The organism is Blautia sp. AF14-40 (genome assembly GCF_003479665.1).
GTDB lineage: Bacteria > Bacillota > Clostridia > Lachnospirales > Lachnospiraceae > Fusicatenibacter > Fusicatenibacter saccharivorans.
The window spans coordinates 191,662-214,759 of record NZ_QUHK01000001.1 but is presented as its reverse complement, the minus strand read 5'-3'; the positions used below and the strand labels follow the sequence as shown (position 1 = coordinate 214,759).

The window sequence follows — 23,098 nt, the reverse complement described above, 5'->3', positions numbered from 1 at the left end:
GCACAAAAAGCAAGGATTCTTTCGTTTTTTGCTTGACGCGCCCTTTGTTTCGATGATATAAATAGGAAGAAAAAGCTTTGTAAAATATGTCGATTACTGGAGGTTTGTATGGCTAATTTAGATTTACTTGAAAATTCCATTCCGGTCGCCCCGTTAAAGCTCGCAGCTCTGCCGGGCAGTATGGAAATGGCAAAAAAAGTCGATTCGTATCTGGTTCAGTTCCGTAAAGAGCTCGCCGAGCGCCGCAACGGGGTTTCCTTTTCCGGATATTCCGAGGATTCTTTTCTGATTGACTGCGAGTGCCCGCGTTTCGGTTCCGGCGAAGCAAAAGGAAAGATCAACGAATCCGTCCGCGGTGCCGATCTTTACATCCTGGTTGATGTCTGCAACTACAGCATCACCTACAAGGTCTGCGGCTACGAGAACCACATGTCACCGGATGACCATTATCAGGATCTGAAACGTATCATCGCTGCTGCAACGGGAAAAGCACACCGGATCAACGTAATCATGCCTTTCATTTATGAAGGAAGACAGCATAAGCGCACCAAACGTGAGTCTCTCGACTGCGCACTTGCTCTGCAGGAGCTGATGAACATGGGTGTTTCCAACTTTATCACCTTCGACGCACACGATCCTCGTGTCATGAACGCAATTCCGCTCGGCGGCTTTGACAACTTCATGCCAACCTACCAGTTTTTAAAAGCCCTTCTTCGTTCCGTTCCGGATCTGACGATCGACAACGATCATCTGATGATCATCAGCCCGGACGAGGGAGCGATGGCGCGTGCCGTATACTTCTCCAACGTGCTCGGCGTCGATATGGGTATGTTCTATAAGAGAAGAGATTACTCCACCATCGTAAACGGAAAAAACCCGATCGTGGCACATGAGTTCCTCGGCGATTCCGTAGCAGGAAAAGATGTTGTCATCATCGACGATATGATCTCCTCCGGTGAGAGTATGCTTGACGTTGCAAAACAGGTCAAAGAGCGCGGCGCTGACCACGTCTTTGTCTGCACCACCTTCGGCCTCTTCACCGATGGTCTGGAGAAATTCGATGCTTACTATGAGAAAGGCTATATCAGCAAAGTCATCACCACCGACCTGACCTACCGTACACCGGAACTCGTTTCCCGTCCTTGGTATGAGCCGGCTGAGATGAGCAAATATATGGCAAGCATTATCGATACGCTTAACCACGACGTATCCGTTGCAAAAGTACAGTCTACGACAGAGAAAATCAATAAGCTGCTGGCAAAACACAGATAATCGATTTTGTGTCCGCCGGATGCATACAGCAAAAAAACGGATCTGTTTTTTCCAGGTCCGTTTTTTGATGCTTTCTATTCTGTTTTCGATCCTGTTTTCAGACCAGGGAAAGGAATGCCGCGAGGTTTCCTCTTTTTCCCTTCGATGCACGGTGGGAATACAGGAAATCCGGGTTGCAGCAGGTGCAGAGGTTCGGCAGATGAATCTGCTTCTCCGGCACTCCTGCCGCAAGAAGGATCTGATGATTCGCCTCCCAAAGATTTAACTGGTATTTTCCATCTGGTTTTCCGCAGAACAGTTTCTCATGCAGTGTTTCCGGGAATGCTGCCCGGAACTCTTCGATCACGTCACCGCTCACCTCGTAGCATTCCTGGCAGATCGACGGGCCGACGGCTGCGATCACATCTTTTGCTTCTGTTCCAAACCGTTCGTGCATCGCATCGAGCGTTGCCTGTCCCATCTTGTGGACCGTTCCACGCCAGCCGGAATGTGAAAGTCCAATTGCACGGTGCACCGGGTCGACAAAGTAGAGCGGCACGCAGTCCGCATAGAATGTCGCAAGTACGACGCCCGGCTCGTCAGTGATCATACCGTCAATATCATGAAAATCGCGGTCTCTTGTCACGCCGCTGCCGCAGTCTGCTTTCGTCACATAACGGACCTTCGTTGTGTGTGCCTGATCGGAGGTAACAATGTTTTCCACTTCAAACCCCGCCGCCTCACAGAATCTTCTGTAATTCTCCCGCACATTCGCCGGATCGTCGCCGCGCGAAAAGCTGAGATTCATGCTGGAAAGATGTTCCTTACTCACCCCGCCGATCCGTGTGGAAAATGCATGGCGGATGCCCTCAATTTTCTCAATCGCCGGCCAGGTCAGATAGACCACGCCGTTTTCCGCCTCGTTGACATGCATCGTTTTTTTATCGTTTTGTTTCCATTGAATTGGTATCATAAAAACTCCTTTCCTACCAGCCGCTCCCCTGATAATAAAACGCGTTCGCATAGACGCGGATCTCCTCCGGTGTCTCTGCCACGACGTCGAAGCGGCAGGGCACATCCATCGGGATCTGGTGGAGCATGCGGTAGTAATCTGCTGTTTTTGAAATTTTCTTCTGTTTCTTTCCATCCACGGCGCTTGTCGGGTCTCCGGCTGTCCGGCCGGTGCGGTATTTTACTTCGATAAAAATGTATGTGTCGTCCTGTTTTGCGATCAGGTCGATCTCACCGAAGCGGCACCGGAAATTCCGCACCAGGATGTGATATCCCAGGCTTTCCAGATATTCTGCCGCACGGCTCTCCTGTCTCGTTCCTACTTCCCGCTGATTCAAATGCGATACCCTCTCCTTTTTTGATGCGGTGCCTTTACACGAAATGGCCGATAAACGACTGCCGGTGGATCGGTGACGGGCCGATTTCTTTTAAAGCAGCGATATGCTCTGCCGAACCGTAGCCCTTGTTCGATGCAAAACCGTAGCCCGGAAGCACCTTGTCGTACTCTTCCATCAGGCGGTCCCTTGTCACCTTCGCAACAATACTTGCCGCCGCAATCGAAACACTCTTGGCATCTCCCTTGATGATCGGCACCTGGCGGATGTCCACCTGCGGGATTTTCACCGCATCGTTTAAGAGCACATCCGGCTTCACGGAAAGCTTGCTGATCGCCTCCCGCATCGCCTCGTACGTTGCCTGTAAAATATTGATCTCGTCGATCCGCGCCGGGGAGGCATAGCCGATGCCGACGGCCACTGCCTCGCGCATGATCACATCGTACAGCTCGTCGCGTTTTTTGGCCGTCAGCTGCTTGGAATCGTTCAGATACAGGATTTTACTGTCGCGCGGCAGAATGACCGCACCTGCGACCACAGGGCCCGCCAGAGGGCCTCTTCCGACCTCGTCGATGCCGCAGATCCAGCCAAGATCCTCATATTTGTGCTCGTAGATCTTCATCTGTTCCGTGCGCTCGCGCTCTTTTTTTAAGGCCTCTTCCTGTTTCTGGTATTTTTGAATCAGATTTTGTACGCCGGCACGGGAATCCTCTTCATATTCCAGATAAAGGGCGGGCAGCTCCGTCTCCGAAGCTGCCGCAAAAATTTCCCGTATGGCGGATATCGATTGTTTTTTCTCTGTCATCGTTGTTCTCCGCATTTTTTATTTTGATAAATCCATTTATTCCGGTTTTTCCAGCGTGATTCTGCCGAGCTTTCCGCTCCGGAAATCATCCATCAGAAGCCGTGCTGCTTTTTCGTAATCGAGCTCATTTCCCTTTTTCAGGCAGCCGCGCACACGCGCAATCTCACCCAGGATTTCCACACGATCCGTCATGCCTTCAAAGCCAAAGCGTTTCTCCAGCGTTCCCGGATACTCTGCCGTCAGATAATCGATGACGGACAGCGCCAGCTCCTCCACGTTCAGGATCTCATCGTTGATGGAACCGATCATCGCAAGATGCAGTCCCACCTGCTGGTCCTCAAACTTCGGCCACAGGATACCAGGTGTGTCCAGAAGCTCCAGCTGTTTGCTCAGACGGATCCATTGTTTTCCCTTCGTGACGCCCGGTTTGTTTCCGGTTTTCGCACAGGCTCTGCCCGCATACGCATTGATAAATGTCGATTTTCCGACGTTCGGAATACCGACAACCATCGCGCGGACCGGACGGTTCAGGATGCCGCGTTTGCGGTCGCGCTCGATTTTCTCTTTGCAGGCCTCCTGTACGGCGCTGTTAATCGCTTTCATGCCGGCTCCGGAACGGGAATTGACCTTCACAACAGAATATCCCTTTCCCTTGAAATATTCCATCCAGGCATCGTTTCCGCGCTCATCGGCAAGGTCCGATTTGTTCAGCAGGATCAGCCGTGCTTTGTTCTTTCCAAGTTCATCTATATCCGGGTTGCGGCTCGCTGCAGGAACTCTCGCATCGACCAGCTCAATCATCAGGTCGATGAGCTTTAAGTCTTCCTGCATCTGTCTGCGGGCCTTCGTCATATGACCCGGGTACCACTGATAATTCATGTTTCTTCTCCTTCTATGCTGCGTTTACACGAAACCGATTTTCTTCCACGGCGAAATCGTAAACCAGAGCTTTCCGACAATGCGGTCCGAATCCACGAGTCCCATGCCGTTGTGGCGGCTGTCCTCGCTGTTGTTCCGGTTGTCGCCGAGCACAAAGTACTGTCCCTTCCCGACCGTGATCGGCTCGGAGGCAAGTCCCGCGTTTGTGATGGCCGGAAATTCATCTTTTTCATTATAGACTTCCCCGTTGATGAGGATCTGTCCGTCTTTGATCTGTACCGTCTCGCCCGGCAACGCAATCACACGCTTGATGTGGATGCTCGCCTTCTTGTCCTCACTCGTCCGGAACGCGATGATATCCCCGCGTTTCGGAGAACTTAAGCGGTACCAGGCGGAGTCCATCAGCACACGCTCCCCCGGCACGAGAGTCGGCTCCATCGAGCCCTCCTGCACCACGACACTTCTGCAGAAAAACCAGGAAAATGCCGCCGCAAGAAGAATCACTGCGATGATTTCCAGATTCCATACAAACATGGAACGGATCTTTTTCTTGTAGAAATATTCTTTTACATATCTGGTATTCATACCCATAGTGTAATTCTCCGTAAGACAAAACCGGAGAAACACAATTGCTCATGTTCCTCCGGCCATCCTTTTAACGACTTATTATTTTACCAGCTCTTTCACTTTCGCTGCTTTACCAACACGGTCTCTTAAGTAGTTCAGTTTCGCACGTCTTACTTTACCACGTCTGATAACTTCTACTTTTTCAACGTTCGGAGAGTGTACCGGCCATGTTTTCTCAACGCCTACGCCGTTAGAGCTCTTACGAACAGTGAAGGTCTCTTTGCTTCCGCCGCCCTGTCTTTTCAGGACAACGCCTTCGAATACCTGGATACGCTCGCGGTTACCCTCTTTGATTTTACCGTAAACTTTAACGGTATCACCAACGCGGAACTCCGGTGCTTCTGCTTTTAACTGTGCATCTTCGATTTTCTTAATAATGTCGTTCATTTCTTTATCTCCTTTTTTTACCCTGGATGTTCTTAATGCCTTTTTGCAACAGCGGACCATCTCTTTACTCACAACAAGATATATTATACTATAATGCATCCGCAGATGCAAGTATTTTTTTCACTTTCCATTCGCCGCTGTACAGCAGACTGCGAAGCGCGAAAGAAAACCGCTGCAGGCCGTCCGCGGACGGTATGCCGGTAAGCCGTGCGACCAGACGGAAACCGTTTTTTTCCAGCTGCTCTTCGAGTTTTTCTTCCTCTTCTGAGAATCCGTCCGGGCACAAAAACACCAGCGGTGTTTCTTTTCCGGCAAAGCTGCGGATATACTCGCTCTTTGCTTTCATACCCTCCTCAAGCGTTCCCGGAAGCTGCAGAATCAGCAGATCATGGTCATCAAACAGATTTTTCTGTTTCCGGATCTTCTTTCGTCCGAGATCAAGGCTTACACCATAGCGTGTCATGCCTGCCAAAAGATCGTGCGCCCAGGCAGACGATTCCTCTTTTTCATTGCATGCGCAGGAAATCTGGAATGCATTTTCCAGAAGGTCCGGCCGCCGCTCGGCTGTCCGCACCAGGGATGCCTCATGACGCCACGCTTCGATCTTTTTGTGGTCACCGGAAAGAAGCACCTCCGGAACTTTTTTCTCGTGCCATGTCTCCGGTCTTGTGTAATGCGGATACTCAAGCAGATTGTCCTGCAGCGACTCAAACTGCGAAGATTCCTCGTTGCTTAAGACACCCGGCACAAACCGCGATACCGCATCCACCAGCACCATTGCACCGAGTTCTCCGCCTGTTAAAACATAATCCCCGATCGAGATATAGTCCGTTACCACTTCCTGCAGTACGCGGTCATCGATGCCCTCATAGTGGCCACAGAGCAGCACAAGATCGTCCTCAAGCGCCAGCTCTTCCACCATCGTCTGGTTCAGTACTTTTCCCTGCGGTGTCAGATAGACCGTGCGCGGCTTTTTCCCGATCTTTTCGGCTACCGACTGGTAGGCGCGGAACACCGGCTCCGCCTCCATGACCATGCCCGCACCGCCGCCGTACGGGTAATCGTCCACGCGGTTGAATTTATTTGCTGAAAAATCCCGGATATTCGTCGTCTCGAGGGAAATATAGCCGTTGTTGATGGCTCTTCCGAGGATGCTGGTGTGCAGCCCCTGCTCGATCATCTCCGGAAACAGCGTCAGAATATGATATTTCATCGTTCTTTACTCTCTTTATCAGTCAATCAGGCCCGGAAGAAGGTGAATCGTCATCTTCTGTTCATCCAGGTCCACATCCAGAATGCAGTCATGGATCGCCGGAATCAGAACCTCTCCGTGCTCTTTCGAATCTACAATATAGACGTCGTTCGCACCGGTCTCCATCACATCGCGGAGCGTGCCGAACAGTTCGCCGTCCTCGGTGTACATCTGCATTCCCTGCAGGTCTGCGATATAGTATTCGTCCTCTTCCAGCGGAATGGCATCCTCTCTCGTCACATAGAGGCTGCAGCCTTTATACCGTTCGATATCGTTGATGTTGTCAATTCCTTTGAATTTTACAATGGCAAGCTGTTTGAAAAAACGCACGCCAGTTACATGGAGTTCTTTTTTTTCTTTTCCTGTATCGAGAAAAACGCGGTCCAGAGAAAGAAAACGCTCCGGATCTGTCGTCGGGTATACCTTTACCTCACCGCGTACGCCGTGGGTTGTGGTAATTACGCCAATCTGCAAATATTCTTCCATTCAAAAACCCTTTCCAACCAGTTCTACTGTGTATTGCGACTCGAGAAACACGCTTTGCGAGTTTCTCAAGTTATCGCGGCAGTCGCCAAGGTCCCGTGCAAGCACGGACTTTGTCTCGTTGCCCGCGTAAAGAAAGGAACCGGCAACAACTGTCGGTTCCTTTTCCTATCTTTTACTTACTGTAAAATTTCTACGACAACTTTTCTGTCGCTCTTTGAGGAAGCTGCTTTTACAACCGTACGGATTGCTTTCGCAATGCGTCCCTGACGTCCGATGACTTTTCCCATATCTGACGGATCTACTTTGAGTTCCAGCAGAAGGTCATCACCGCTGACGGTTTCTGTCACAACTACCTCAGATGGATGATCAACCAGAGATTTTGCAATTACTTCGATAAGTTCTTTCATTACAAGATACCCCCGTATGAATTATTTCTCGATACCAGCCTGTTTTAAGAGTTTGGCAACGATTTCGGTCGGCTGTGCGCCGTTAGCCAGCCATTTTTTAGCAGCCTCCTCGTTGAAGCTGATTGCGCTCGGCTCGCGGTTCGGATCGTAAGTTCCGATCTCCTCGATGAAACGTCCGTCTCTTGGGGATCTGGAATCTGCTACAACGATTCTATAAAAAGGAGCTTTCTTCTGTCCCATTCTTCTTAATCTCATTTTTACTGCCATTTTTCTTTACCTCCATTGTAAATTCATGTATTTATTTATATTTTTTCTTTTATGCTAAAAGGGAAGTTTGAATCCTCCTCTTTTACCACCCTTACCGACCATTCCGGTCATCTGTTTCATCATTTTTCTTGACTGTTCAAACTGTTTGATGAAACGGTTTACCTCCGCGATGTCAACACCGGCGCCTTTTGCAATTCTCTGCTTTCTCGACGGATTGATGAGATCCGGGTTTTCTCTTTCCTTTGGCGTCATAGAAAGTACAATAGCTTCCTTTCTTGCCATGTCTTTTTCATCCACCATGCTCTCAAGATCCTGGCCCTTCATTTTCGCGCCGACGCCCGGAAGCATATTCAGGATGCTGGAGATGCCGCCCATATTGCGCATCTGCTCCATGGAATCCAGATAATCGTTGAAGTCGAACTGCGCCTTCTTCATCTTCTGTTCCATGGCTTTTGCTTTTTCTTCGTCGATGTTTGCCTGCGCTTTTTCAATCAGGCTCATCACATCGCCCATGCCGAGGATACGGGACGCCATACGGTCCGGATAAAACTGCTCCAGATCCGAAAGCTTTTCGCCCATGCCGACATAGAGAATTGGTTTGCCGGAAACTGCACGGATTGAAAGTGCCGCACCGCCTCTGGTGTCACCATCTAATTTTGTAAGTACTACACCGTCGATGCCGACTTTATTGCTGAACATCTCGGCCACATTGACTGCGTCCTGTCCGGTCATAGCATCTACTACCAAAAGGGTCTGATCCACAGGAACAGCCGCTTTGATATCCTGTAATTCCTGCATCATCTCTTCGTCGATGTGCAGACGGCCTGCCGTATCCAGAATCAATACGTTAAAGCCGTTTGTCTTTGCATGCACCAGCGCTGCCTTTGCGATATCCACCGGACGGTTTTTATCTCCCATAGCGAACACTTCCACGCCCTGCTTTTCTCCGTTGACCTGCAGCTGTTTGATCGCTGCCGGGCGGTATACGTCGCAGGCTGCAAGGAGAGGTTTTCTTCCCTTGGCTTTTAACTTTCCTGCAATCTTTGCGGTTGTGGTTGTTTTACCGGCTCCCTGAAGACCTGCCATCATAATAATGGTAACTTCACTCGCCGGGCGCAGTGCGATTTCCGTTGTCTCGGAACCCATCAGCTTGACCAGCTCGTCATTTACGATTTTAATGACCATCTGACCCGGATTCAGTCCGTTCATGACGTCCTGTCCGACTGCCTGCTCCTGTACGGATTTGATAAACTGTTTTACTACTTTGAAGCTGACATCCGCCTCGAGAAGTGCCATTTTTACTTCCTTCAGCGCAGTCTTTACATCCGCCTCGGTCAGGCGGCCCTTGCTTCTGAGATTTTTGAAAACATTCTGGAGTTTCTCGGTTAAACTTTCAAATGCCATGCTCAAAGCTCCTCTAATATATCCGATGCAATTGCTGCAATCCGCTGCATCACATCTTCTTTCGGGGTATCACCGGATGGGTCTGTCAGCTTTCGGATCTCGTTTACATTCTCCCGGATCTGCACAAAGCGTTGTACCAGATGAAGCTTTTCTTCATACTCTTCCAGTGTCTTGTTGCAGCGTCTGACCAGATCGTGAACTCCCTGGCGGGAAATGCCCCGCGCTGCCGCAACCTCGCTCAGGGAAAAATCGTTGAGCACCACGTCCTCATATACCTGACGCTGATGTTCAGTCAGAAGTTCGCCGTAAAAATCATACAGTAATGTCTGTTCCAATATTTTTTCCATTGCGATCACCTTGGTTATCATACACGAAAAGGCGCAGGGTGTCAAGTATTTTTTCTTGACAGTTTTAAAATTTTTCTGATCCGTTTCAAAAGCCGCAGAAAGGGCGCATTTTCCGCGTTTTTTCGCAGAAAACACGCCCCTTATAAAGACTTTTGTATACCTACTGCAGCTCCGCAATCCTCGTCACAGCCACATAAATCGACTGAATTTTGTACCATGTCGGATAATCCACAATGCCGGAAACCGGCAGGCCGAACAGCCGCTGGAACGCTTCGACGGCGTCCTGCGTCTCTTCATCGAAATAGCCATTTTCATAGACCGTCGGAATCGATGAATACACCTCCGCAATCACGTTCAGCTGCTCCTGCATCTGCAGTACCTTGTTCCCGGACGAGCCGATGGTGAGGTCATACCCCGGCCAGGAGGACGGGATGCCGGAAATCTCCTCCGCCGTGTTGATATACATATTGTCTCCATAATAATTGCGGAGAATCTGAATCGTTGAATACCCTTGGTCCGCCAGGTTTTTGGACCCCCACTGGCTCATCCAGTTCGGGCAGCTCACACGGTTTCCGTCACAGTACTGCGTCAGAATCGGCTGTTTCACATTCGGGCGCGACAGGTAATCAGCAAAAATCTCATCGACCACAAGGGAAATGCTGTCGAAAATATTCCTGCCGTAAATCCATTTGTGATCGTAGGCCGTCGACGAAGTGATCGTAAAATCGTATCCCTTGTTGCGGTACCATTCTGTATAGACACGGTTCAGCGTAAATGACATGATTGCGAGGATATTCGCCCGGATCGCCGCATCCGGCCATGTTGCATAGATTTCCGAGCACGCCACGTTTTTGATGTAGTCGCGGTACCGCACATAATAGTCGCGTGCCGTGCTGTCGGTCGGCGCTCCGTCGTGGACGATGATATACTCCGGGATCACGACACGGGACAGCACAATCTCACCGCTCTCCCTCGTCGGCTTGATCTCACTTTCCGGAATTTTCGCCGGATATTCGCCGAACAACGTATGGTCCGGGATCGTCACATCCGCAAACGCTGCGCCCTCTGCCAGTTTGAGGTCCACCTGCTGGACGGACTGTTCTCCTGAAAGAAGCTCGGAGCCCGTCACTTCAACCAGTTCATACCCTTCCGCCTCCACTTTCACCGTATATTCGGAATACGGCTGATTCACATTCGGTTCCAGACTGTACTCGAGCGGCGGCGTCGCCAGATCCAGCGTCTCCGTTCTGCCGTCCCCGTCGGTAATCAGCTCCTCGATCACATTCTGCGGATCTCCCGTATACGAAACCGTCACCCGCGCCCCGGAAACAGGCCGCGCCTGGATTCTTGTATTTACCCGGATTTCCAGCCGCCCGCGGTCAGTCATTTCCTGCTGCATACGCAAATTTTTCATAAAAAAGCCCCATATCCTGCACTCCTTTTATGGTATGCAGAATATGAGGCTTTGTTGCTTTTCATTTTTCGATTTACAGGATCCGCTGGACGTCGTGGATCATGACGTAGACCATCAACGCCATCAGAAGCACCAGGCCCGCGAAGTGAACCATACCCTCCAGGTCTCGCCGGATTGGTTTTCTGCGGATGGCTTCTATGATCAGAAAGACAAGCCGTCCGCCGTCGAGTGCCGGGAGCGGCAGCAGGTTCATGACGCCAAGGTTTGATGACAGCAGAATCACCATGTTCAGCATCGTCATCACCGTAACCAGAACGCCCTGCGATTTTACATCATCATAGGCGGTTCCGATCGCATCCACCACGCCGACCGGGCCGGAAAGATCGTTCACAGAATACTGTCCGGTGATCAGCATACTGACGCTGTCAATGACGGTGCGCACCCAGTATTTGATCTCCAGCACGCTGTATTTCAGCACGCCGATCGGGGACTGTTTCTCCCGGAGCTGATACGAAAACTGTACATTCGCATACGTATTTTCAACCGGTGTCACCGTAATCTCTTTCGTCTTTCCGCTGTGCTCATACTCCAGCGTCACAGCGCTTCCATCGAAAGGATGCTCTGTCTGGTAAGCAGTAAAATCTGCCACACAGGTGATCGGCGCTCCGTTGATCGATACGAGCAGGTCGCCCGCGACAACACCCGCAGCGGCAAGCGGCATATTCTGCTGCACATACGTGAATTCCATGCCGCGGTCACAGTCATCGTAGTTAAAGCCCATCATATACCGCGTTGTCACCGTCGGTTCATATGTGATCGTTTTCTTTTCCCCGTCGGCCTTTTTAACCTCCAGCGTAATCTCATCCGTCGGCACACCCCGTACCGTCATCACAGAGTTCAGCTCTTTTCCGATGGAAATATGTCTTCCTTCATAGGAAGTGATGATATCTCCCGCTTCCAGGCCTGCCTCTGCCTCCGGCGAACCGTCTGCCACTTCTGTGACGCGCGCCGGGGAACTTCCCGCGTAACTGATCACAAAGATTGCGCAGAAAAATGCCAGAATCATGTTGAACACCGGTCCCGCCGCAACGACGGAAATTCTTGCCCACACGGATTTGCTGTTAAAGGTTCCTTCCCCCTCCTCTTCACCGTCCTCGCCGAGCATCTGGCACGCACCGCCGAAAGGCAGAAGTTTTAAGGAATAGACCGTTCCTCCTTTTTCTGTCTTTACCACCGTCGGGCCAAAGCCGATCGAAAATTCCGTCACGGTAATACCATTCGCTTTCGCCAAAAGAAAATGCCCCAGCTCATGGATAATGACGGTGATTCCGAAAATGAGTACGGCTATCAGGATTTTTACAATCATGCTGTCTTATTCTCCCATCTTATATCTGTTCGCAATCCATTCATACGTCTCCTGCTCCGCCGCGAGAATCTGCTCCAGCGTCGGATCGGCAATCGTTTTGTGTGCTTCCATTGCACCGGCGATCACGTCGTAAATCTCGAGGAAACGGATCTTCTTCGCGAGGAACAGTGCAACGGCGCGTTCATTTGCCGCATTGAAGACCGTCGGCATGGAGCCGCCCGTCCGGGACGCCTGCATTGCCATCGGAAGGCCGAGGAAGGTATCCATATCCGGTTTTTCAAACGTGATCTGTGTCAGCGCCGCAAAGTCGAGGCGGTCGCCTGCAAGGAAGCGGCGCTCCGGGTAATACAGTGCGTACTGGATCGGCAGTTTCATATCCGGTGTGCCAAGCTGTGCCATGACAGCGCCGTCTTTAAATTCTACCATGGAATGGATAATGCTCTTTGGCTGTACCACAACCTGGATGTGGTCGAGATCAACACCGAACAGCCATTTTGCTTCCATGACTTCCAGTCCTTTGTTAACGAGTGTCGCGGAATCAATCGTGATCTTGTGCCCCATCGACCAGTTCGGATGACGGAGCGCCTGCTCTACCGTTACGTTTTCGAGCTCCGCTCTTGTTTTTCCGCGGAACGGACCGCCGGATGCAGTAATCAGAAGTTTTTCAATTTCTTTTCTGTTTTCCCCGTGCAGACACTGAAAAATCGCCGAGTGCTCACTGTCCACCGGAAGGATCTGCACACCGCATTCCTCTGCCAGCGGCATAATAATGTGTCCCGCCGTTACCAGTGTCTCTTTGTTTGCCAGTGCAATGTCTTTTCCTGCCTTCATCGCCGCAACCGTCGGGCGGATGCCGATCATGCCGACGATCGCTGTCACAAGGATTTCGCTCTCCGGCATCGTGGCAAGCTCGATCATGCCGTCCATGCCGCTGCCGATTTTTACAGGAAGATCCTTCACTCTGTCACGGAGTTCTGCCGCTTTCGCCTCATCGCCGACTGCCGCAAACTTCGGATGAAATTCCCGGATCTGCTGCTCGAGCAGTGTAATATTACTTCCGGCGCTGATGCCGACCACCTCAAGATCGCCGTTGGCACGCACGACATCGAGGGTCTGGGTTCCGATCGAACCGGTTGAACCAAGAATTGCTATTTTCTTCATATTCCAGTTTCTCCCATCTGCTTCCCGTTTATGCTGTAGGGGAAGCTTTTTTAATGAATCAGAAGCACCGACAGGAAATAGATGATCGGTGCGGTAAAGATCACGCTGTCGAAGCGGTCAAGAATACCGCCGTGGCCCGGAATCAGCTTTCCGTAATCCTTGATGCCCTGATTTCGTTTGATTGCGGATGCCGCAAGGTCTCCGACCATGGAGATCAGCGCGCCGACACCGCAGATGATGGCGTATTCCACCATGCCGCCCTTTGTCGCAGCCGCATAGATGATGCCGAGCAGAATCGCTCCGACGACACCGCCGACAGCTCCTTCTACGGATTTTTTCGGGCTTAAAACCGGCGCCATTTTATGTTTTCCAAAGAGTACGCCGACACAGTATGCACACGTATCGCAGCCCCAGGAGCACAGGAAAATCAGCCATACATGGAATTTTCCGCCGTCCAGCATACGGGTCTGATATACATAGGAAAGCATTACGCCGACATAGACAATCGCAAAGAACGCCGGCATCACCTGATTGGCGTTGTATTTCGGATAAGTAAATACGTATACTGCCATCAGAAGCACGAGATCCAGGATCAGCGCGAGCATCTGGTACATCGGGTCATGAAGCAGCAGGGACAGATAGAAAATCACAACGCCCGCATAGCCCGTAATTTCCAACAGATTCCATTTATCTTCTCTTACCTTCATCACGCGGAACAGCTCTCCTGCGCCGATCAACGACAGGCACAGAACCGTCATATAGAGCACAGTTCCGCCGCTGCAGATCGTAAGCAGCGCCACAAGGACGAGCACGATGCCGCTTAACAGTCTTGTCTTAAACATCTTTTTTATTCCTCCTTCACGCCGCCGTAACGCCGGTCTCTGTTATTATATTGTTCGATGGCTTTTCTCAATTCCTCTTCGTGGAAATCCGGCCACGGAACCTCGGTAAAGTAAAATTCCGTGTAGGCCAGCTGCCACATCAGGTAGTTGGAAAGGCGCTGCTCGCCGCTTGTACGGATCAGAAGATCTGGATCCGGGATTCCGGCGGTGTCGAGGTAGCTCTCAAAACACTGCTCCGTCAGTTTTCCGTTCTCATCAAACGCATTCTCTGCGAGAGTTCCGTTTTTCACATCCTCGATCATGCGGGTCATGCCGCGCAGAATCTCATCGCGGGAACCGTAGTTCATTGCGATCTGGAAGTACATGTGATCGTAATCTTTGGAGCACTCCTCCAGTTCATGAATGCTGTCCTGAATATCCTGCGGGAATGCGCTCGGATCTCCGATGATTTTGACGCGCATCTGATTTTTATGTGCTTTTTTGATGCATCGTTTCAGATACTGGCGGAACAGCTTTAAGAGGCCCTCCACCTCGGCGCGGGAGCGTTTCCAGTTCTCGGTTGAGAACGCATAGACGGTCAGATATTTGACACCCATGTCTTTAATCACGTCACACATTTTTTCCAGATTGTCGCATCCGACGATATGGCCGTAGCCGCGCGGCATATTGCGTTTTTTCGCCCATCTGCCGTTTCCGTCCAGGATGATGGCGATGTGATTCGGCACTTTTAATTCATTATCCATACTTTTTTCCTCCGTAAACGATAACAGGCTGCCTGCAAATGACAGGCAGCCCCTCGTTTTCTTTGTATTACACGGTCATAATTTCTTTGGATTTTACGTCCACCATCTGATCTACTTCTTTGATATATTTGTCTGTTAATTTCTGGGTCTGCTCCTCGAGCTCTTTGATTTCGTCCTCGGAAACGTCCTCTTTGGCAAGTTTCTTGAACGCATCATTGGCATCGCGGCGGATGTTGCGGATGGCTACCTTTGCGCCCTCTGCTTTTTTCTTTACCTCTTTTACCAGCTCTTTACGACGGTCCTCGGTAAGCTCCGGGAATACCAGACGGATGACTCTTCCGTCATCGGACGGGTTGATGCCAAGGTCAGACATCATGATCGCTTTCTCGATCTCTTTTACCAGGGATGCTTCCCACGGCTGGATCTGGATCATACGTGCTTCCGGAACAGAGATGTTTGCCACCTGCTGCAGCGGAGTCGGTGTTCCATAGTAATCTACAGTAATGCGGTCCAGTACGTGCGGGTTTGCACGGCCTGCGCGGATGGTTCCGAATTCGGAATCGAGGCTTGCAATGGATTTGCCCATTTTTACCTCAAACGGTTTTACTCTCTCGTCGATCTGATTTGCCATATTAAATTTGTCCTCCTGCTATCTCTTATACGGTCACAGTTCTGCGAACTGTGACATTCGCAGCTCTCATTTAAAGTTTTGCTTCGCAAAAGGAGAGCTGCTCACACCTGAATCATTTTCTTACGCAGTAAAACAGCAAGTGTTTTACTGCTGAATTTTTATTAATTATACCGTTACTCTTGTGCCGTTAATTTTTCCGTTTGCAGCATTTACAATGCTGTTCTCTTCATTTAAACCAAATACCAGCATCGGCATTTTGTTTTCCTTGCAAAGGATGGATGCGGTCATATCTACCACTTTCAGATCCTTTTCAATGACTTCCTGAATGGAAATCTCGTCAAATTTCTTTGCATCCGGGTTTGTTTTCGGATCGCTGTCGTAGACACCGTCTACTGCTTTTGCAAGCAGAATCTCGTCTGCCTCGATCTCAATCGCGCGAAGTACGGTTGCCGTATCGGTTGAGAAATATGGATGGCCTGTACCGCCGGCAAAGAATACAACCATGTTGTGCTGGAAATATTTGTTTGCACGGTCTTTGGAAAATCCTTTTGTGAACTCTCCGCATGGAAATGGAGTCAGAACTGCGGTCATCATTCCCTGGGAACGGAAGATTTCTGATACATAGATACAGTTCATAACGGTTGCCAGCATACCGATCTGGTCTGCTTTGGTACGGTCGATATTTTCGGAACTGCGTCCTCTCCAGAAGTTTCCTCCTCCGATTACGATGCCGACTTCAATCCCCTGGTCTACCAGAGTTTTTACCTGTTTTGCCACTTTTGTGACGGTCGGCTCGTCAAAACCGGTGTGTTTCTCTCCTGCAAGAGCTTCTCCGCTCAATTTCAGTAATACTCGTCGTTTCATCTTGCATCCTCGTTCCTTTATGATATTTTTTCACAAATGTCTTGCATTTATGAAATGATTATACCATCTGTTCCCAAAAACGACAAGGGCAAAATTCGTTTGTGTTCCGCAGATCGTCTGCCGCTGCGAGAATCCGTCTCCACTGCAGATATTCCATCGGCGTCCGGTGCAGATACGCTTTGAAAATCCGCTGACATTCCCGTGGAGAGAGGTGAACGCTTGCGGCGGCTTCTGCGAACCGACGACCTGGATCATCTGCTGTGTGGTAATCTGTATTTTTACATTCACCATTCGAAAAGAATCCCGCGATACGGCGGCATAAAAACCATAAAAAAATCTCTGTCGGAAGTTCAGACTCCTGACAGAGATTTTTTATAGATTCATTTTAGATCTGCGCTACGACAAAGATATCATAAATTGCTTTGATTGCTGTTTCAAAGTCGCGGTTTTCAACGCCAATGATGATGTTGAGCTCGCTGGAACCCTGATCGATCATCTTGACATTAACGTGTGCATGCGCCAGTGCGGAGAAAATCCTTCCGGCTGTGCCTCTCGTTCTTCTCATGCCGCGTCCTACAACAGCAATCAGCGCCAGATCGGATTCAAGATCAATAGAATCCGGCTGTACGGCACGATGCAGTCCTGCGATAACCTGCTGTTCTTTTGCTGCAAACTCACTCTGATGAACAAATACCGTCATGGTATCGATGCCGGACGGCATATGTTCGAAGGAAAGATTGTTGTCCTCAAAAACACCGAGCACTTTTCTGCCAAAGCCGATCTCGGTATTCATCATGCTCTTCTCAACCGTAATGGATGCAAAGCCTTTCTTTCCGGCGATACCGGTGATGGTGAATTTCGGTTTGCTGCAGGTGTTCTCCACAATCATGGTTCCCGGATCCTGCGGTGCGTTGGTGTTCAGCACGTGGATCGGGATTCCCTCCTGACGGAGTGGGAAGATGGAGTCCTCATGAAGGACGGTAGCTCCCATGTAGGAAAGCTCACGCAGCTCACGGTAGGTAATGGTGGAAATGACTTCCGGATCCTTGACGATACGCGGATCGGTTACCAGGAAACCGGAAACATCGGTCCAGTTCTCGTAGATGTCAGCGTGTACGGCCTTTGCCACGATGGAACCAGTGATATCGGATCCACCGCGGGAGAAGGTTTTTACGCTTCCGTCCGGTTTTGCGCCGTAGAATCCAGGAACGACTGCGTTATCCAGATCTTTTAAACGCTCGGAGAGCACTTCGTCAGTCTTGTCTGCAAGGAAGTTTCCGTTCTCGTCGAAGCAGATCACTTCTGCAGAATCAATATACGTATATCCCAGATAATTTGCCATCACGATACCGTTCAGGTACTCTCCGCGGGATGCGGCGTAGTCCTCTCCGGCTGCTGCGGCAAAGTTTTCTGCGATTTTTTCAAATTCCGGGGAAAGATCCAGGCTGAGGTTCAGACCGTCGATGATCTCCTGATATCTCGCTTTGATGTTCTGCAGTTTCTTCTTGAAATCTCTTCCAGCAACTGCAGTGCGATAGCAGTCATACAGCATATCGGTTACTTTCGTATCAGCAGAATTTCGTTTTCCAGGAGCGGAAGGTACCACGTATCTTCTTCCCTCATCTGCGCGGATGATGTCTCCGACCTTCTTAAACTGCTCTGCGCTCGCGAGGGAGCTGCCGCCGAATTTTACTACTTTCTTCATAATAATCTCTCCTTGCGTTCTTTTCGGATATCTTTCGAAATCTCGTTTTTCAGCCCGTCACTTTAACGTTAGAAAGCTGTTACGTACTAGATTAGAACAAAATCCCGTATGCGTCAAGAACTTTTTGGGCTGATTCATTCATTCCACAGATAAATTTCCGGTTTTTTCTCCATTTTATAGGAGAATGTCTCTCCAAGCCCGTAAACCGCCTGGCTTAATACGTACTCGCCGTTGTTTGCATAAATTTCGATCATATTCGGATCCACGAAAATCTCAAGAAGATCGCCCTCTTTTAACTGCGGCGTCTCGGCATGAAGCCATCCTTTTGCACCGGATGGATAGACATCCGTGCGGTCTGCGCAGACTTTTCCGCTCTGCCGCCAGATCTTATAGCCGCCGATTTCCAGGCTCTCACCCTCTTTTAATTCGGCGCGGATCATGGCACACTCTCCGCATGCCGAAACGAGGGAATCCGTCTTTTTGCAGAATCCGTCGCGGATCGCAGGCAGAACACGGAAGTAAATATGATCGTTCTGTACATCCACCACACGCGGCAGGCAGAACATGCCTTGCCATATACCATCTACCGGTTCCGGCATCCGAAGCCATGCGATGGAAATCCGGTTTCCGTCCGCATCCGTCATGGTCTGCGGTGCATAGAGGTCACCGCCGCAGTCCAGAAGCTGCCAGTTCTCCGGAAATTTCATTGTGCAGGTTTTTTCATCAAACTCAGGCAGCATACAGATCGCCCGATCCGCATAGCCGTCGGGGTCCTCGATCAGTTCCATCGGGGAGAATACAAAGACGCTGCGTCCGTTTACGTTAAAGAGATCCGGGCACTCCCACATCCAGCCGAGCTTCTGTTTCGTCGTCGCCTGTCCGGCCAGATGCCAGTGGGAAAGATCCTCACTCTTATAGAATAATGCCTCGCCCTTGTGATCCTTCGTCGTGCTTCCAAGCACCATATACCATGCGTCGCTTCCCTTCCAGACTTTCGGGTCACGCGTGTGCGTATTGTCGCCGATTTCCGGATCGGTGAGTGCCGGGATAACAACCTCCTTATCCCCGAAGACATCAAAATGCATACCGTCCTTCGAAGTAAGGTGAAGCTGCGCCGAGGTAAAATCCTGATCAAGGCACTGATGAATATCCTTCGGATTTACCTGATTATAGTGAACACCCGTGTAAAAGAGATGCATCACGCCGTTCTCTTCTACTGCGCTTCCGGAAAAGCAGCCGTTCTGGTCCTCGGAAAGACTCGGGAACAGGGCAACGCCGACATGCTCCCAGTGAATCAGATCCGGACTCACCGCATGGCCCCAGTGCATGGTGCCCCAGCGCGGCGCGTACGGAAAATGCTGATAAAAAAGATGATACTGTCCCTTATAATAAATCATGCCGTTCGGGTCATTCACCCAGTTGCCCGGCGCTTTTACGTGTAATCTGTTTTTCATGTGTTTGATTTCCTTTCTGTCTCTTTCTTGTTGTCTCTGATAAGAAAAGCCGGAAAAAGAAAGCATTTTTAATTCCGCCCTCCTTTGCCCGGCTTGTTCTTGATTTCTATGATTTACTTATTTAACTGCTCCGGCTACGACACCGTTGATGATCTGTTTCTGCAGTGCCACGTACAGAATCAGGATCGGGATGACGCAGAGCAGAAGACCTGCCATGATGGTTCCGTAATCTGCGGAGTAAGTTCCGTAGAAGCTGTAGGTGGAAAGCGGCAGAGTCAGCAGCTTTTTGTCGGTCAGCACCAGGGACGGCAGCAGGAAGTCATTCCAGAATGCCATCGCATTCATGATTACCATGGTGGAAATGATCGGCTTTAACAGCGGGAACACGATGCGGAAGAAGGTCTGGGTGTGGGTACAGCCGTCGATGTAAGCGGCCTCCTCCAGCGCCAGCGGGATACTTCCGCGGATGAATCCGTGGAACATGAACACGGACATCGCCATGGAAAATCCGGTGTGCATGAAGATCAGGGTCAGTCTGTGGTTCAGAATGTTTAAGGTTCCGCCGTATACACTGACAAGCGGGATCATGATTGCCTGGAACGGAATGATCATGGATGCAACCATCAGTGCAAAGATGATATTGGAAAATACGTTGACATTACGCACGATGTAGTAAGCCAGCATGGCTGCGAGTACCGTAACCAGTACGGTTGCTGTTACGGTTACAACCAGAGAGTTCTTGAAGGCATTCAGGAAGTTCATCTGATTGAATGCTTTTACAAAGTTGTCAAACGAAAGACCTTTGATCGTAAACAGCCAGGAGAACGGGCTCTTGATGATATCACGTTTCTGTTTTAAGGAGTTGATGATAACCATGACAAACGGGAACATGAACGCACAGAAAACGATGATCATAAGGAGCATAGCCAGCGCGTCAGTTACTTTTTTCTTTGTTCCGCCAATTTTCTTCTGATTCATTATGCTTCAACCTCCCTCTTCTTGGTGGTGTATACCTGAATACCGCTGATGCAGGCTACAATGATAAACAGGATAAAGGCTTCTGCCTGGCCGACACCGAACTGTCTCGATGTGAATGCTTTCTCATATACGTGCATGGCTGCCATCTCGGTGGTTCCGTACGGAGCACCGCCGGTTAAGGACAGGTTGACATCGTATACCATGAACGCACGGGACAGGGTCAGGAAGAGGCAGATAGTAACGGAGGACATCATCAGCGGAAGGATAATGTTTTTCATTTTTACCCAGCCGGATGCACCGTCGATGCTTGCCGCCTCGAGCACGTCCTCGGAAAGTCCCATAAAGCCGGCGACGTAGATCAGGATCATATAGCCTGCCAGCTGCCATACTGAAACGAGCACCAGCGCTGCAAATGCTTTGTTCGGGGTAGAAAGCCAGGAAATTTCAAACAGGCTCCATCCTGTGGTCTCACCGATGCTGACGAAAACACGGGAGAATACGAACTGCCAGATGTATCCAAGTACGATACCGCCGATCAGGTTCGGGGTGAAAAATCCGGCGCGGAAGAAGTTCTGACCTTTGATGCCGCGGGTCAGGATATAAGCCAGTAAAAAGGCGATCACATTGACGAGAACAACAACCGCAATGACATATTTAAAGGTTAACAGCAGGGATTTCCAGAACTGCGCGTCGCGCATAACGGCTGCGAAGTTGGAAAGTCCTACAAAGTTTTTCACGCTGGAAACACCGTTCCAGTCGGTTAAGGTCAGGTAAATACCGTAGATAAACGGTACCATGACGACTGCCAGGAAGCAGAACAGGCCCGGCAGCGCAAATACACAGAAATCTTTTCCCTTGTTGCTTGATTTCATTTTCGTTCCTCCTTCATATCCTCCGGCTTACTGCTCATCCCAGTATGCCTGGATGGAATCTATCAGTTCCTCGCGGTCACTTCTTCCGGCCAGATATTTCTGCATTGCCGCACCAAGGACAGACCAGTGATCGTTCGGCACGATCGCAGATGCGTTGAATGCTCCGCCGTTCTGTACTTTTTCGTAAATGTCGCGGCTTAACGGATCGCTTGGCTCGTTCGGGTTGTTTTTAAACGGAGGGATCAGGCTGCAGGTCTTTACAACCATCTGCTGTCCGATCTCACTGTAAACCAGCCAGTTCAGGAACTCTTTTGCTGCTGCTTTCTGCTCGTCGGTAGCCACGATATCATCCAGCATGATCTGTTTGGACGGGGATGCCTGGATTTTGCTGTTGACGAAGTCGTCCGGATCATTGTTCAGGAAGTATGGAAGGAAACCGTACTCGTCGGTCGTCTCGGCTCCTGCCTCCTCAAGGTTCGGCCATGCCCAGTTTCCGTTGAACCAGAAAGCGGTTTTTCCGTCTGCCAGGTCAATTGCCATCTCATCGTAATCTGCGCCGAGTGGATCGCCCTTTGCTACGTTGTACTCTTTTAACAGGTCAAAGGTATTCAGGAACTCGTTCATGCGGGTGTAGTCCGGCAGATATAAGGTTCCGTCCTTCAGCTCGTTGATGACTTCTGCTGCACCGTCGGAGGTTCCGTTGTATGTCTCGTAGATGTACTGCAGCTGGTGTGCTCCAAGGGACCAGTCTTCTTTTGCCATGGAGATCGGATTCTTCATTCCGTTGTCCCGCAGGCTCTGGAGAAGTGCTGCGAAATCGTCCTGGGTTTTGATATCGGATGGATCGAACTCGGTACCTAAGGTATCTTCAATCACGCTCTTGTTGTAGATAATACCGCGGCCCTCGATACAGAGCGGGAAGCTGTAAACCTTTCCGTTGATTTTGGTCAGGTACTCTTCTGCCTCGCCGGTCCATGCTTCATTGCTTAAGTCGGCTGCTTTTTCTTCTGCCAGTGCAATGACATCGGTCGTATCCAGAATGGAAAGTGTCGGCGGGTTTCCGGAGTTGTAGAGGCTGACTACTTTGGTATAAGGAGAATCGCCGTCCGTTACCGGCATGATCTCAATATGTACGCCTGCTTTCTCCTCGAACACTTTTGCAATCTCTTCCAGTGCTGTCTGGATTTCTGCTTTTGTGTTCATGATGACGATACTCGTTCCGGAAAGCGACGTATCGTACTGGAAGGTATCAGTGGTCATGTCGATCGGCACTTCTTCTTTTACTGCGTTCGGGTCATCCGGATCGCTTGCGAAGCCGAAGGTGCATCCGGTCAGTGCAGAAGTAAGAAGCACGCCGGACATTCCAAGAGCTGCCGCCCTGGCACTAAATTTCTTTCTCATCACAATTCCTCCTGTTATCTCTGGACAGCTGGTCCTGTCCTTCGTTTTGTGTAACCGGTCAAGTAACCGGTTACTTTCGTTGTCTTTATCATAGCATTGACAGTGGGTTTCGTCAATATTTTCTTTACTTTTCGTGATTTTCCATAATTTTGTTTTTGGCTTTTGTGGAACTTTTACAAAACCGGTTACTTAACCGATTCCCGCTTGTT

General features: G+C 50.1%; 26 protein-coding genes. 1 reads left to right on the top strand and 25 read right to left on the bottom strand.

All coding sequences use genetic code 11. From position 1 onward, the window contains the following. Positions 1-108 precede the first annotated feature (108 nt). Positions 109-1,272, top strand: a complete 1,164-nt coding sequence (locus DWW13_RS01060; RefSeq protein ID WP_022461516.1) for a ribose-phosphate pyrophosphokinase — start codon at positions 109-111, stop codon at positions 1,270-1,272. A 97-nt stretch (positions 1,273-1,369) separates the two neighbouring features. Here DWW13_RS01060 and pgeF read toward each other — a convergent pair whose 3' ends face one another. The 25 genes from pgeF to DWW13_RS00935 all read right to left on the bottom strand — a co-directional run bounded on the left by pgeF (position 1,370) and on the right by DWW13_RS00935 (position 22,889). Continuing rightward, a complete protein-coding gene (pgeF, locus tag DWW13_RS01055) occupies positions 1,370-2,224 on the bottom strand; it encodes a peptidoglycan editing factor PgeF (RefSeq protein WP_226906311.1) in 855 nt (284 codons plus the stop codon). Between the two features lie 13 nt (positions 2,225-2,237). Beyond that, positions 2,238-2,600, bottom strand: a complete 363-nt coding sequence (locus DWW13_RS01050; RefSeq protein WP_022461514.1) for a YraN family protein — start codon at positions 2,598-2,600, stop codon at positions 2,238-2,240. Between the two features lie 34 nt (positions 2,601-2,634). After that, positions 2,635-3,402, bottom strand: coding sequence for a ribonuclease HII (locus DWW13_RS01045; protein WP_055266587.1), 768 nt, complete (start codon positions 3,400-3,402; stop codon positions 2,635-2,637). A gap of 36 nt (positions 3,403-3,438) precedes the next feature. Further along, complete coding sequence (ylqF, locus tag DWW13_RS01040) at positions 3,439-4,281, bottom strand: ribosome biogenesis GTPase YlqF (RefSeq protein ID WP_055226467.1); 843 nt, start codon at positions 4,279-4,281, stop codon at positions 3,439-3,441. Positions 4,282-4,305: 24 nt separating this feature from the next. After that, entirely contained in the window at positions 4,306-4,866 is a 561-nt protein-coding gene (lepB, locus tag DWW13_RS01035) for a signal peptidase I (protein WP_226906862.1), read from the bottom strand. 81 nt (positions 4,867-4,947) lie between these two features. Next, entirely contained in the window at positions 4,948-5,295 is a 348-nt protein-coding gene (gene rplS / locus DWW13_RS01030; RefSeq protein WP_022461510.1) for a 50S ribosomal protein L19, read from the bottom strand. An 88-nt stretch (positions 5,296-5,383) separates the two neighbouring features. After that, complete coding sequence (gene trmD / locus DWW13_RS01025) at positions 5,384-6,508, bottom strand: tRNA (guanosine(37)-N1)-methyltransferase TrmD (RefSeq protein ID WP_117760368.1); 1,125 nt, start codon at positions 6,506-6,508, stop codon at positions 5,384-5,386. An 18-nt stretch (positions 6,509-6,526) separates the two neighbouring features. Continuing rightward, entirely contained in the window at positions 6,527-7,033 is a 507-nt protein-coding gene (gene rimM / locus DWW13_RS01020; protein ID WP_022461508.1) for a ribosome maturation factor RimM, read from the bottom strand. 176 nt (positions 7,034-7,209) lie between these two features. Then, positions 7,210-7,440, bottom strand: a complete 231-nt coding sequence (locus DWW13_RS01015; RefSeq protein ID WP_022461507.1) for a KH domain-containing protein — start codon at positions 7,438-7,440, stop codon at positions 7,210-7,212. A gap of 21 nt (positions 7,441-7,461) precedes the next feature. Continuing rightward, positions 7,462-7,707, bottom strand: a complete 246-nt coding sequence (gene rpsP, locus DWW13_RS01010; protein ID WP_022461506.1) for a 30S ribosomal protein S16 — start codon at positions 7,705-7,707, stop codon at positions 7,462-7,464. 54 nt (positions 7,708-7,761) lie between these two features. Next, a complete protein-coding gene (gene ffh, locus DWW13_RS01005; RefSeq protein WP_117509057.1) occupies positions 7,762-9,111 on the bottom strand; it encodes a signal recognition particle protein in 1,350 nt (449 codons plus the stop codon). 2 nt (positions 9,112-9,113) lie between these two features. Then, the gene (ylxM, locus tag DWW13_RS01000) at positions 9,114-9,458 is read right to left on the bottom strand and encodes a YlxM family DNA-binding protein (protein ID WP_330377042.1); all 345 of its coding nucleotides are present in this window, start codon (positions 9,456-9,458) and stop codon (positions 9,114-9,116) included. A gap of 160 nt (positions 9,459-9,618) precedes the next feature. Further along, positions 9,619-10,872 (bottom strand): peptidoglycan-binding protein, encoded by a 1,254-nt coding sequence (locus tag DWW13_RS00995; RefSeq protein ID WP_117509058.1) that lies wholly within the window; start codon positions 10,870-10,872, stop codon positions 9,619-9,621. Positions 10,873-10,945: 73 nt separating this feature from the next. Next, complete coding sequence (rseP, locus tag DWW13_RS00990; protein ID WP_022461502.1) at positions 10,946-12,238, bottom strand: RIP metalloprotease RseP; 1,293 nt, start codon at positions 12,236-12,238, stop codon at positions 10,946-10,948. A 6-nt stretch (positions 12,239-12,244) separates the two neighbouring features. After that, positions 12,245-13,399, bottom strand: coding sequence for a 1-deoxy-D-xylulose-5-phosphate reductoisomerase (locus tag DWW13_RS00985; RefSeq protein WP_055266585.1), 1,155 nt, complete (start codon positions 13,397-13,399; stop codon positions 12,245-12,247). Between the two features lie 50 nt (positions 13,400-13,449). Further along, a complete protein-coding gene (locus tag DWW13_RS00980) occupies positions 13,450-14,241 on the bottom strand; it encodes a phosphatidate cytidylyltransferase (RefSeq protein WP_022461500.1) in 792 nt (263 codons plus the stop codon). A 5-nt stretch (positions 14,242-14,246) separates the two neighbouring features. Next, the gene (gene uppS, locus DWW13_RS00975; protein WP_022461499.1) at positions 14,247-14,984 is read right to left on the bottom strand and encodes a polyprenyl diphosphate synthase; all 738 of its coding nucleotides are present in this window, start codon (positions 14,982-14,984) and stop codon (positions 14,247-14,249) included. Between the two features lie 67 nt (positions 14,985-15,051). Next, positions 15,052-15,570, bottom strand: coding sequence for a ribosome recycling factor (gene frr / locus DWW13_RS00970; RefSeq protein WP_373141022.1), 519 nt, complete (start codon positions 15,568-15,570; stop codon positions 15,052-15,054). Positions 15,571-15,780: 210 nt separating this feature from the next. Then, on the bottom strand, positions 15,781-16,479 hold the full coding sequence (gene pyrH, locus DWW13_RS00965) for a UMP kinase (protein ID WP_022461497.1): 699 nt from the start codon (positions 16,477-16,479) through the stop codon (positions 15,781-15,783). Positions 16,480-16,537: 58 nt separating this feature from the next. Continuing rightward, a complete protein-coding gene (locus DWW13_RS20100; protein WP_226906317.1) occupies positions 16,538-16,789 on the bottom strand; it encodes a helix-turn-helix domain-containing protein in 252 nt (83 codons plus the stop codon). 75 nt (positions 16,790-16,864) lie between these two features. Beyond that, the gene (locus DWW13_RS00955) at positions 16,865-18,184 is read right to left on the bottom strand and encodes an aspartate kinase (RefSeq protein ID WP_117800910.1); all 1,320 of its coding nucleotides are present in this window, start codon (positions 18,182-18,184) and stop codon (positions 16,865-16,867) included. 134 nt (positions 18,185-18,318) lie between these two features. Then, entirely contained in the window at positions 18,319-19,638 is a 1,320-nt protein-coding gene (locus DWW13_RS00950; protein WP_117801219.1) for a glycoside hydrolase family 32 protein, read from the bottom strand. A 117-nt stretch (positions 19,639-19,755) separates the two neighbouring features. After that, positions 19,756-20,616 (bottom strand): carbohydrate ABC transporter permease, encoded by an 861-nt coding sequence (locus DWW13_RS00945; RefSeq protein WP_022461494.1) that lies wholly within the window; start codon positions 20,614-20,616, stop codon positions 19,756-19,758. Continuing rightward, entirely contained in the window at positions 20,616-21,488 is an 873-nt protein-coding gene (locus tag DWW13_RS00940; RefSeq protein WP_022461493.1) for a carbohydrate ABC transporter permease, read from the bottom strand. The genes DWW13_RS00945 and DWW13_RS00940 overlap by 1 nt, the downstream gene beginning before the upstream one ends. A gap of 27 nt (positions 21,489-21,515) precedes the next feature. Beyond that, positions 21,516-22,889 (bottom strand): ABC transporter substrate-binding protein, encoded by a 1,374-nt coding sequence (locus DWW13_RS00935; RefSeq protein ID WP_117760371.1) that lies wholly within the window; start codon positions 22,887-22,889, stop codon positions 21,516-21,518. Between the last annotated feature and the right edge of the window lie 209 nt (positions 22,890-23,098).

Excerpts from the sequence above, each read along its gene's own strand:
- DWW13_RS01060 (WP_022461516.1), top strand. The coding sequence starts at position 109 with ATGGCTAATTTAGATTTACTTGAAAATTCCATTCCGGTCGCCCCGTTA.
- pgeF (WP_226906311.1), bottom strand. The coding sequence starts at position 2,224 with ATGATACCAATTCAATGGAAACAAAACGATAAAAAAACGATGCATGTC.
- DWW13_RS01045 (WP_055266587.1), bottom strand. The coding sequence starts at position 3,402 with ATGACAGAGAAAAAACAATCGATATCCGCCATACGGGAAATTTTTGCG.
- ylqF (WP_055226467.1), bottom strand. The coding sequence starts at position 4,281 with ATGAATTATCAGTGGTACCCGGGTCATATGACGAAGGCCCGCAGACAG.
- lepB (WP_226906862.1), bottom strand. The coding sequence starts at position 4,866 with ATGAATACCAGATATGTAAAAGAATATTTCTACAAGAAAAAGATCCGT.
- rplS (WP_022461510.1), bottom strand. The coding sequence starts at position 5,295 with ATGAACGACATTATTAAGAAAATCGAAGATGCACAGTTAAAAGCAGAA.
- trmD (WP_117760368.1), bottom strand. The coding sequence starts at position 6,508 with ATGAAATATCATATTCTGACGCTGTTTCCGGAGATGATCGAGCAGGGG.
- rimM (WP_022461508.1), bottom strand. The coding sequence starts at position 7,033 with ATGGAAGAATATTTGCAGATTGGCGTAATTACCACAACCCACGGCGTA.
- DWW13_RS01015 (WP_022461507.1), bottom strand. The coding sequence starts at position 7,440 with ATGAAAGAACTTATCGAAGTAATTGCAAAATCTCTGGTTGATCATCCA.
- rpsP (WP_022461506.1), bottom strand. The coding sequence starts at position 7,707 with ATGGCAGTAAAAATGAGATTAAGAAGAATGGGACAGAAGAAAGCTCCT.
- ffh (WP_117509057.1), bottom strand. The coding sequence starts at position 9,111 with ATGGCATTTGAAAGTTTAACCGAGAAACTCCAGAATGTTTTCAAAAAT.
- ylxM (WP_330377042.1), bottom strand. The coding sequence starts at position 9,458 with ATGGAAAAAATATTGGAACAGACATTACTGTATGATTTTTACGGCGAA.
- DWW13_RS00995 (WP_117509058.1), bottom strand. The coding sequence starts at position 10,872 with ATGAAAAATTTGCGTATGCAGCAGGAAATGACTGACCGCGGGCGGCTG.
- rseP (WP_022461502.1), bottom strand. The coding sequence starts at position 12,238 with ATGATTGTAAAAATCCTGATAGCCGTACTCATTTTCGGAATCACCGTC.
- DWW13_RS00985 (WP_055266585.1), bottom strand. The coding sequence starts at position 13,399 with ATGAAGAAAATAGCAATTCTTGGTTCAACCGGTTCGATCGGAACCCAG.
- DWW13_RS00980 (WP_022461500.1), bottom strand. The coding sequence starts at position 14,241 with ATGTTTAAGACAAGACTGTTAAGCGGCATCGTGCTCGTCCTTGTGGCG.
- uppS (WP_022461499.1), bottom strand. The coding sequence starts at position 14,984 with ATGGATAATGAATTAAAAGTGCCGAATCACATCGCCATCATCCTGGAC.
- frr (WP_373141022.1), bottom strand. The coding sequence starts at position 15,570 with ATGGGCAAATCCATTGCAAGCCTCGATTCCGAATTCGGAACCATCCGC.
- pyrH (WP_022461497.1), bottom strand. The coding sequence starts at position 16,479 with ATGAAACGACGAGTATTACTGAAATTGAGCGGAGAAGCTCTTGCAGGA.
- DWW13_RS00955 (WP_117800910.1), bottom strand. The coding sequence starts at position 18,184 with ATGAAGAAAGTAGTAAAATTCGGCGGCAGCTCCCTCGCGAGCGCAGAG.
- DWW13_RS00950 (WP_117801219.1), bottom strand. The coding sequence starts at position 19,638 with ATGAAAAACAGATTACACGTAAAAGCGCCGGGCAACTGGGTGAATGAC.
- DWW13_RS00945 (WP_022461494.1), bottom strand. The coding sequence starts at position 20,616 with ATGAATCAGAAGAAAATTGGCGGAACAAAGAAAAAAGTAACTGACGCG.
- DWW13_RS00940 (WP_022461493.1), bottom strand. The coding sequence starts at position 21,488 with ATGAAATCAAGCAACAAGGGAAAAGATTTCTGTGTATTTGCGCTGCCG.
- DWW13_RS00935 (WP_117760371.1), bottom strand. The coding sequence starts at position 22,889 with ATGAGAAAGAAATTTAGTGCCAGGGCGGCAGCTCTTGGAATGTCCGGC.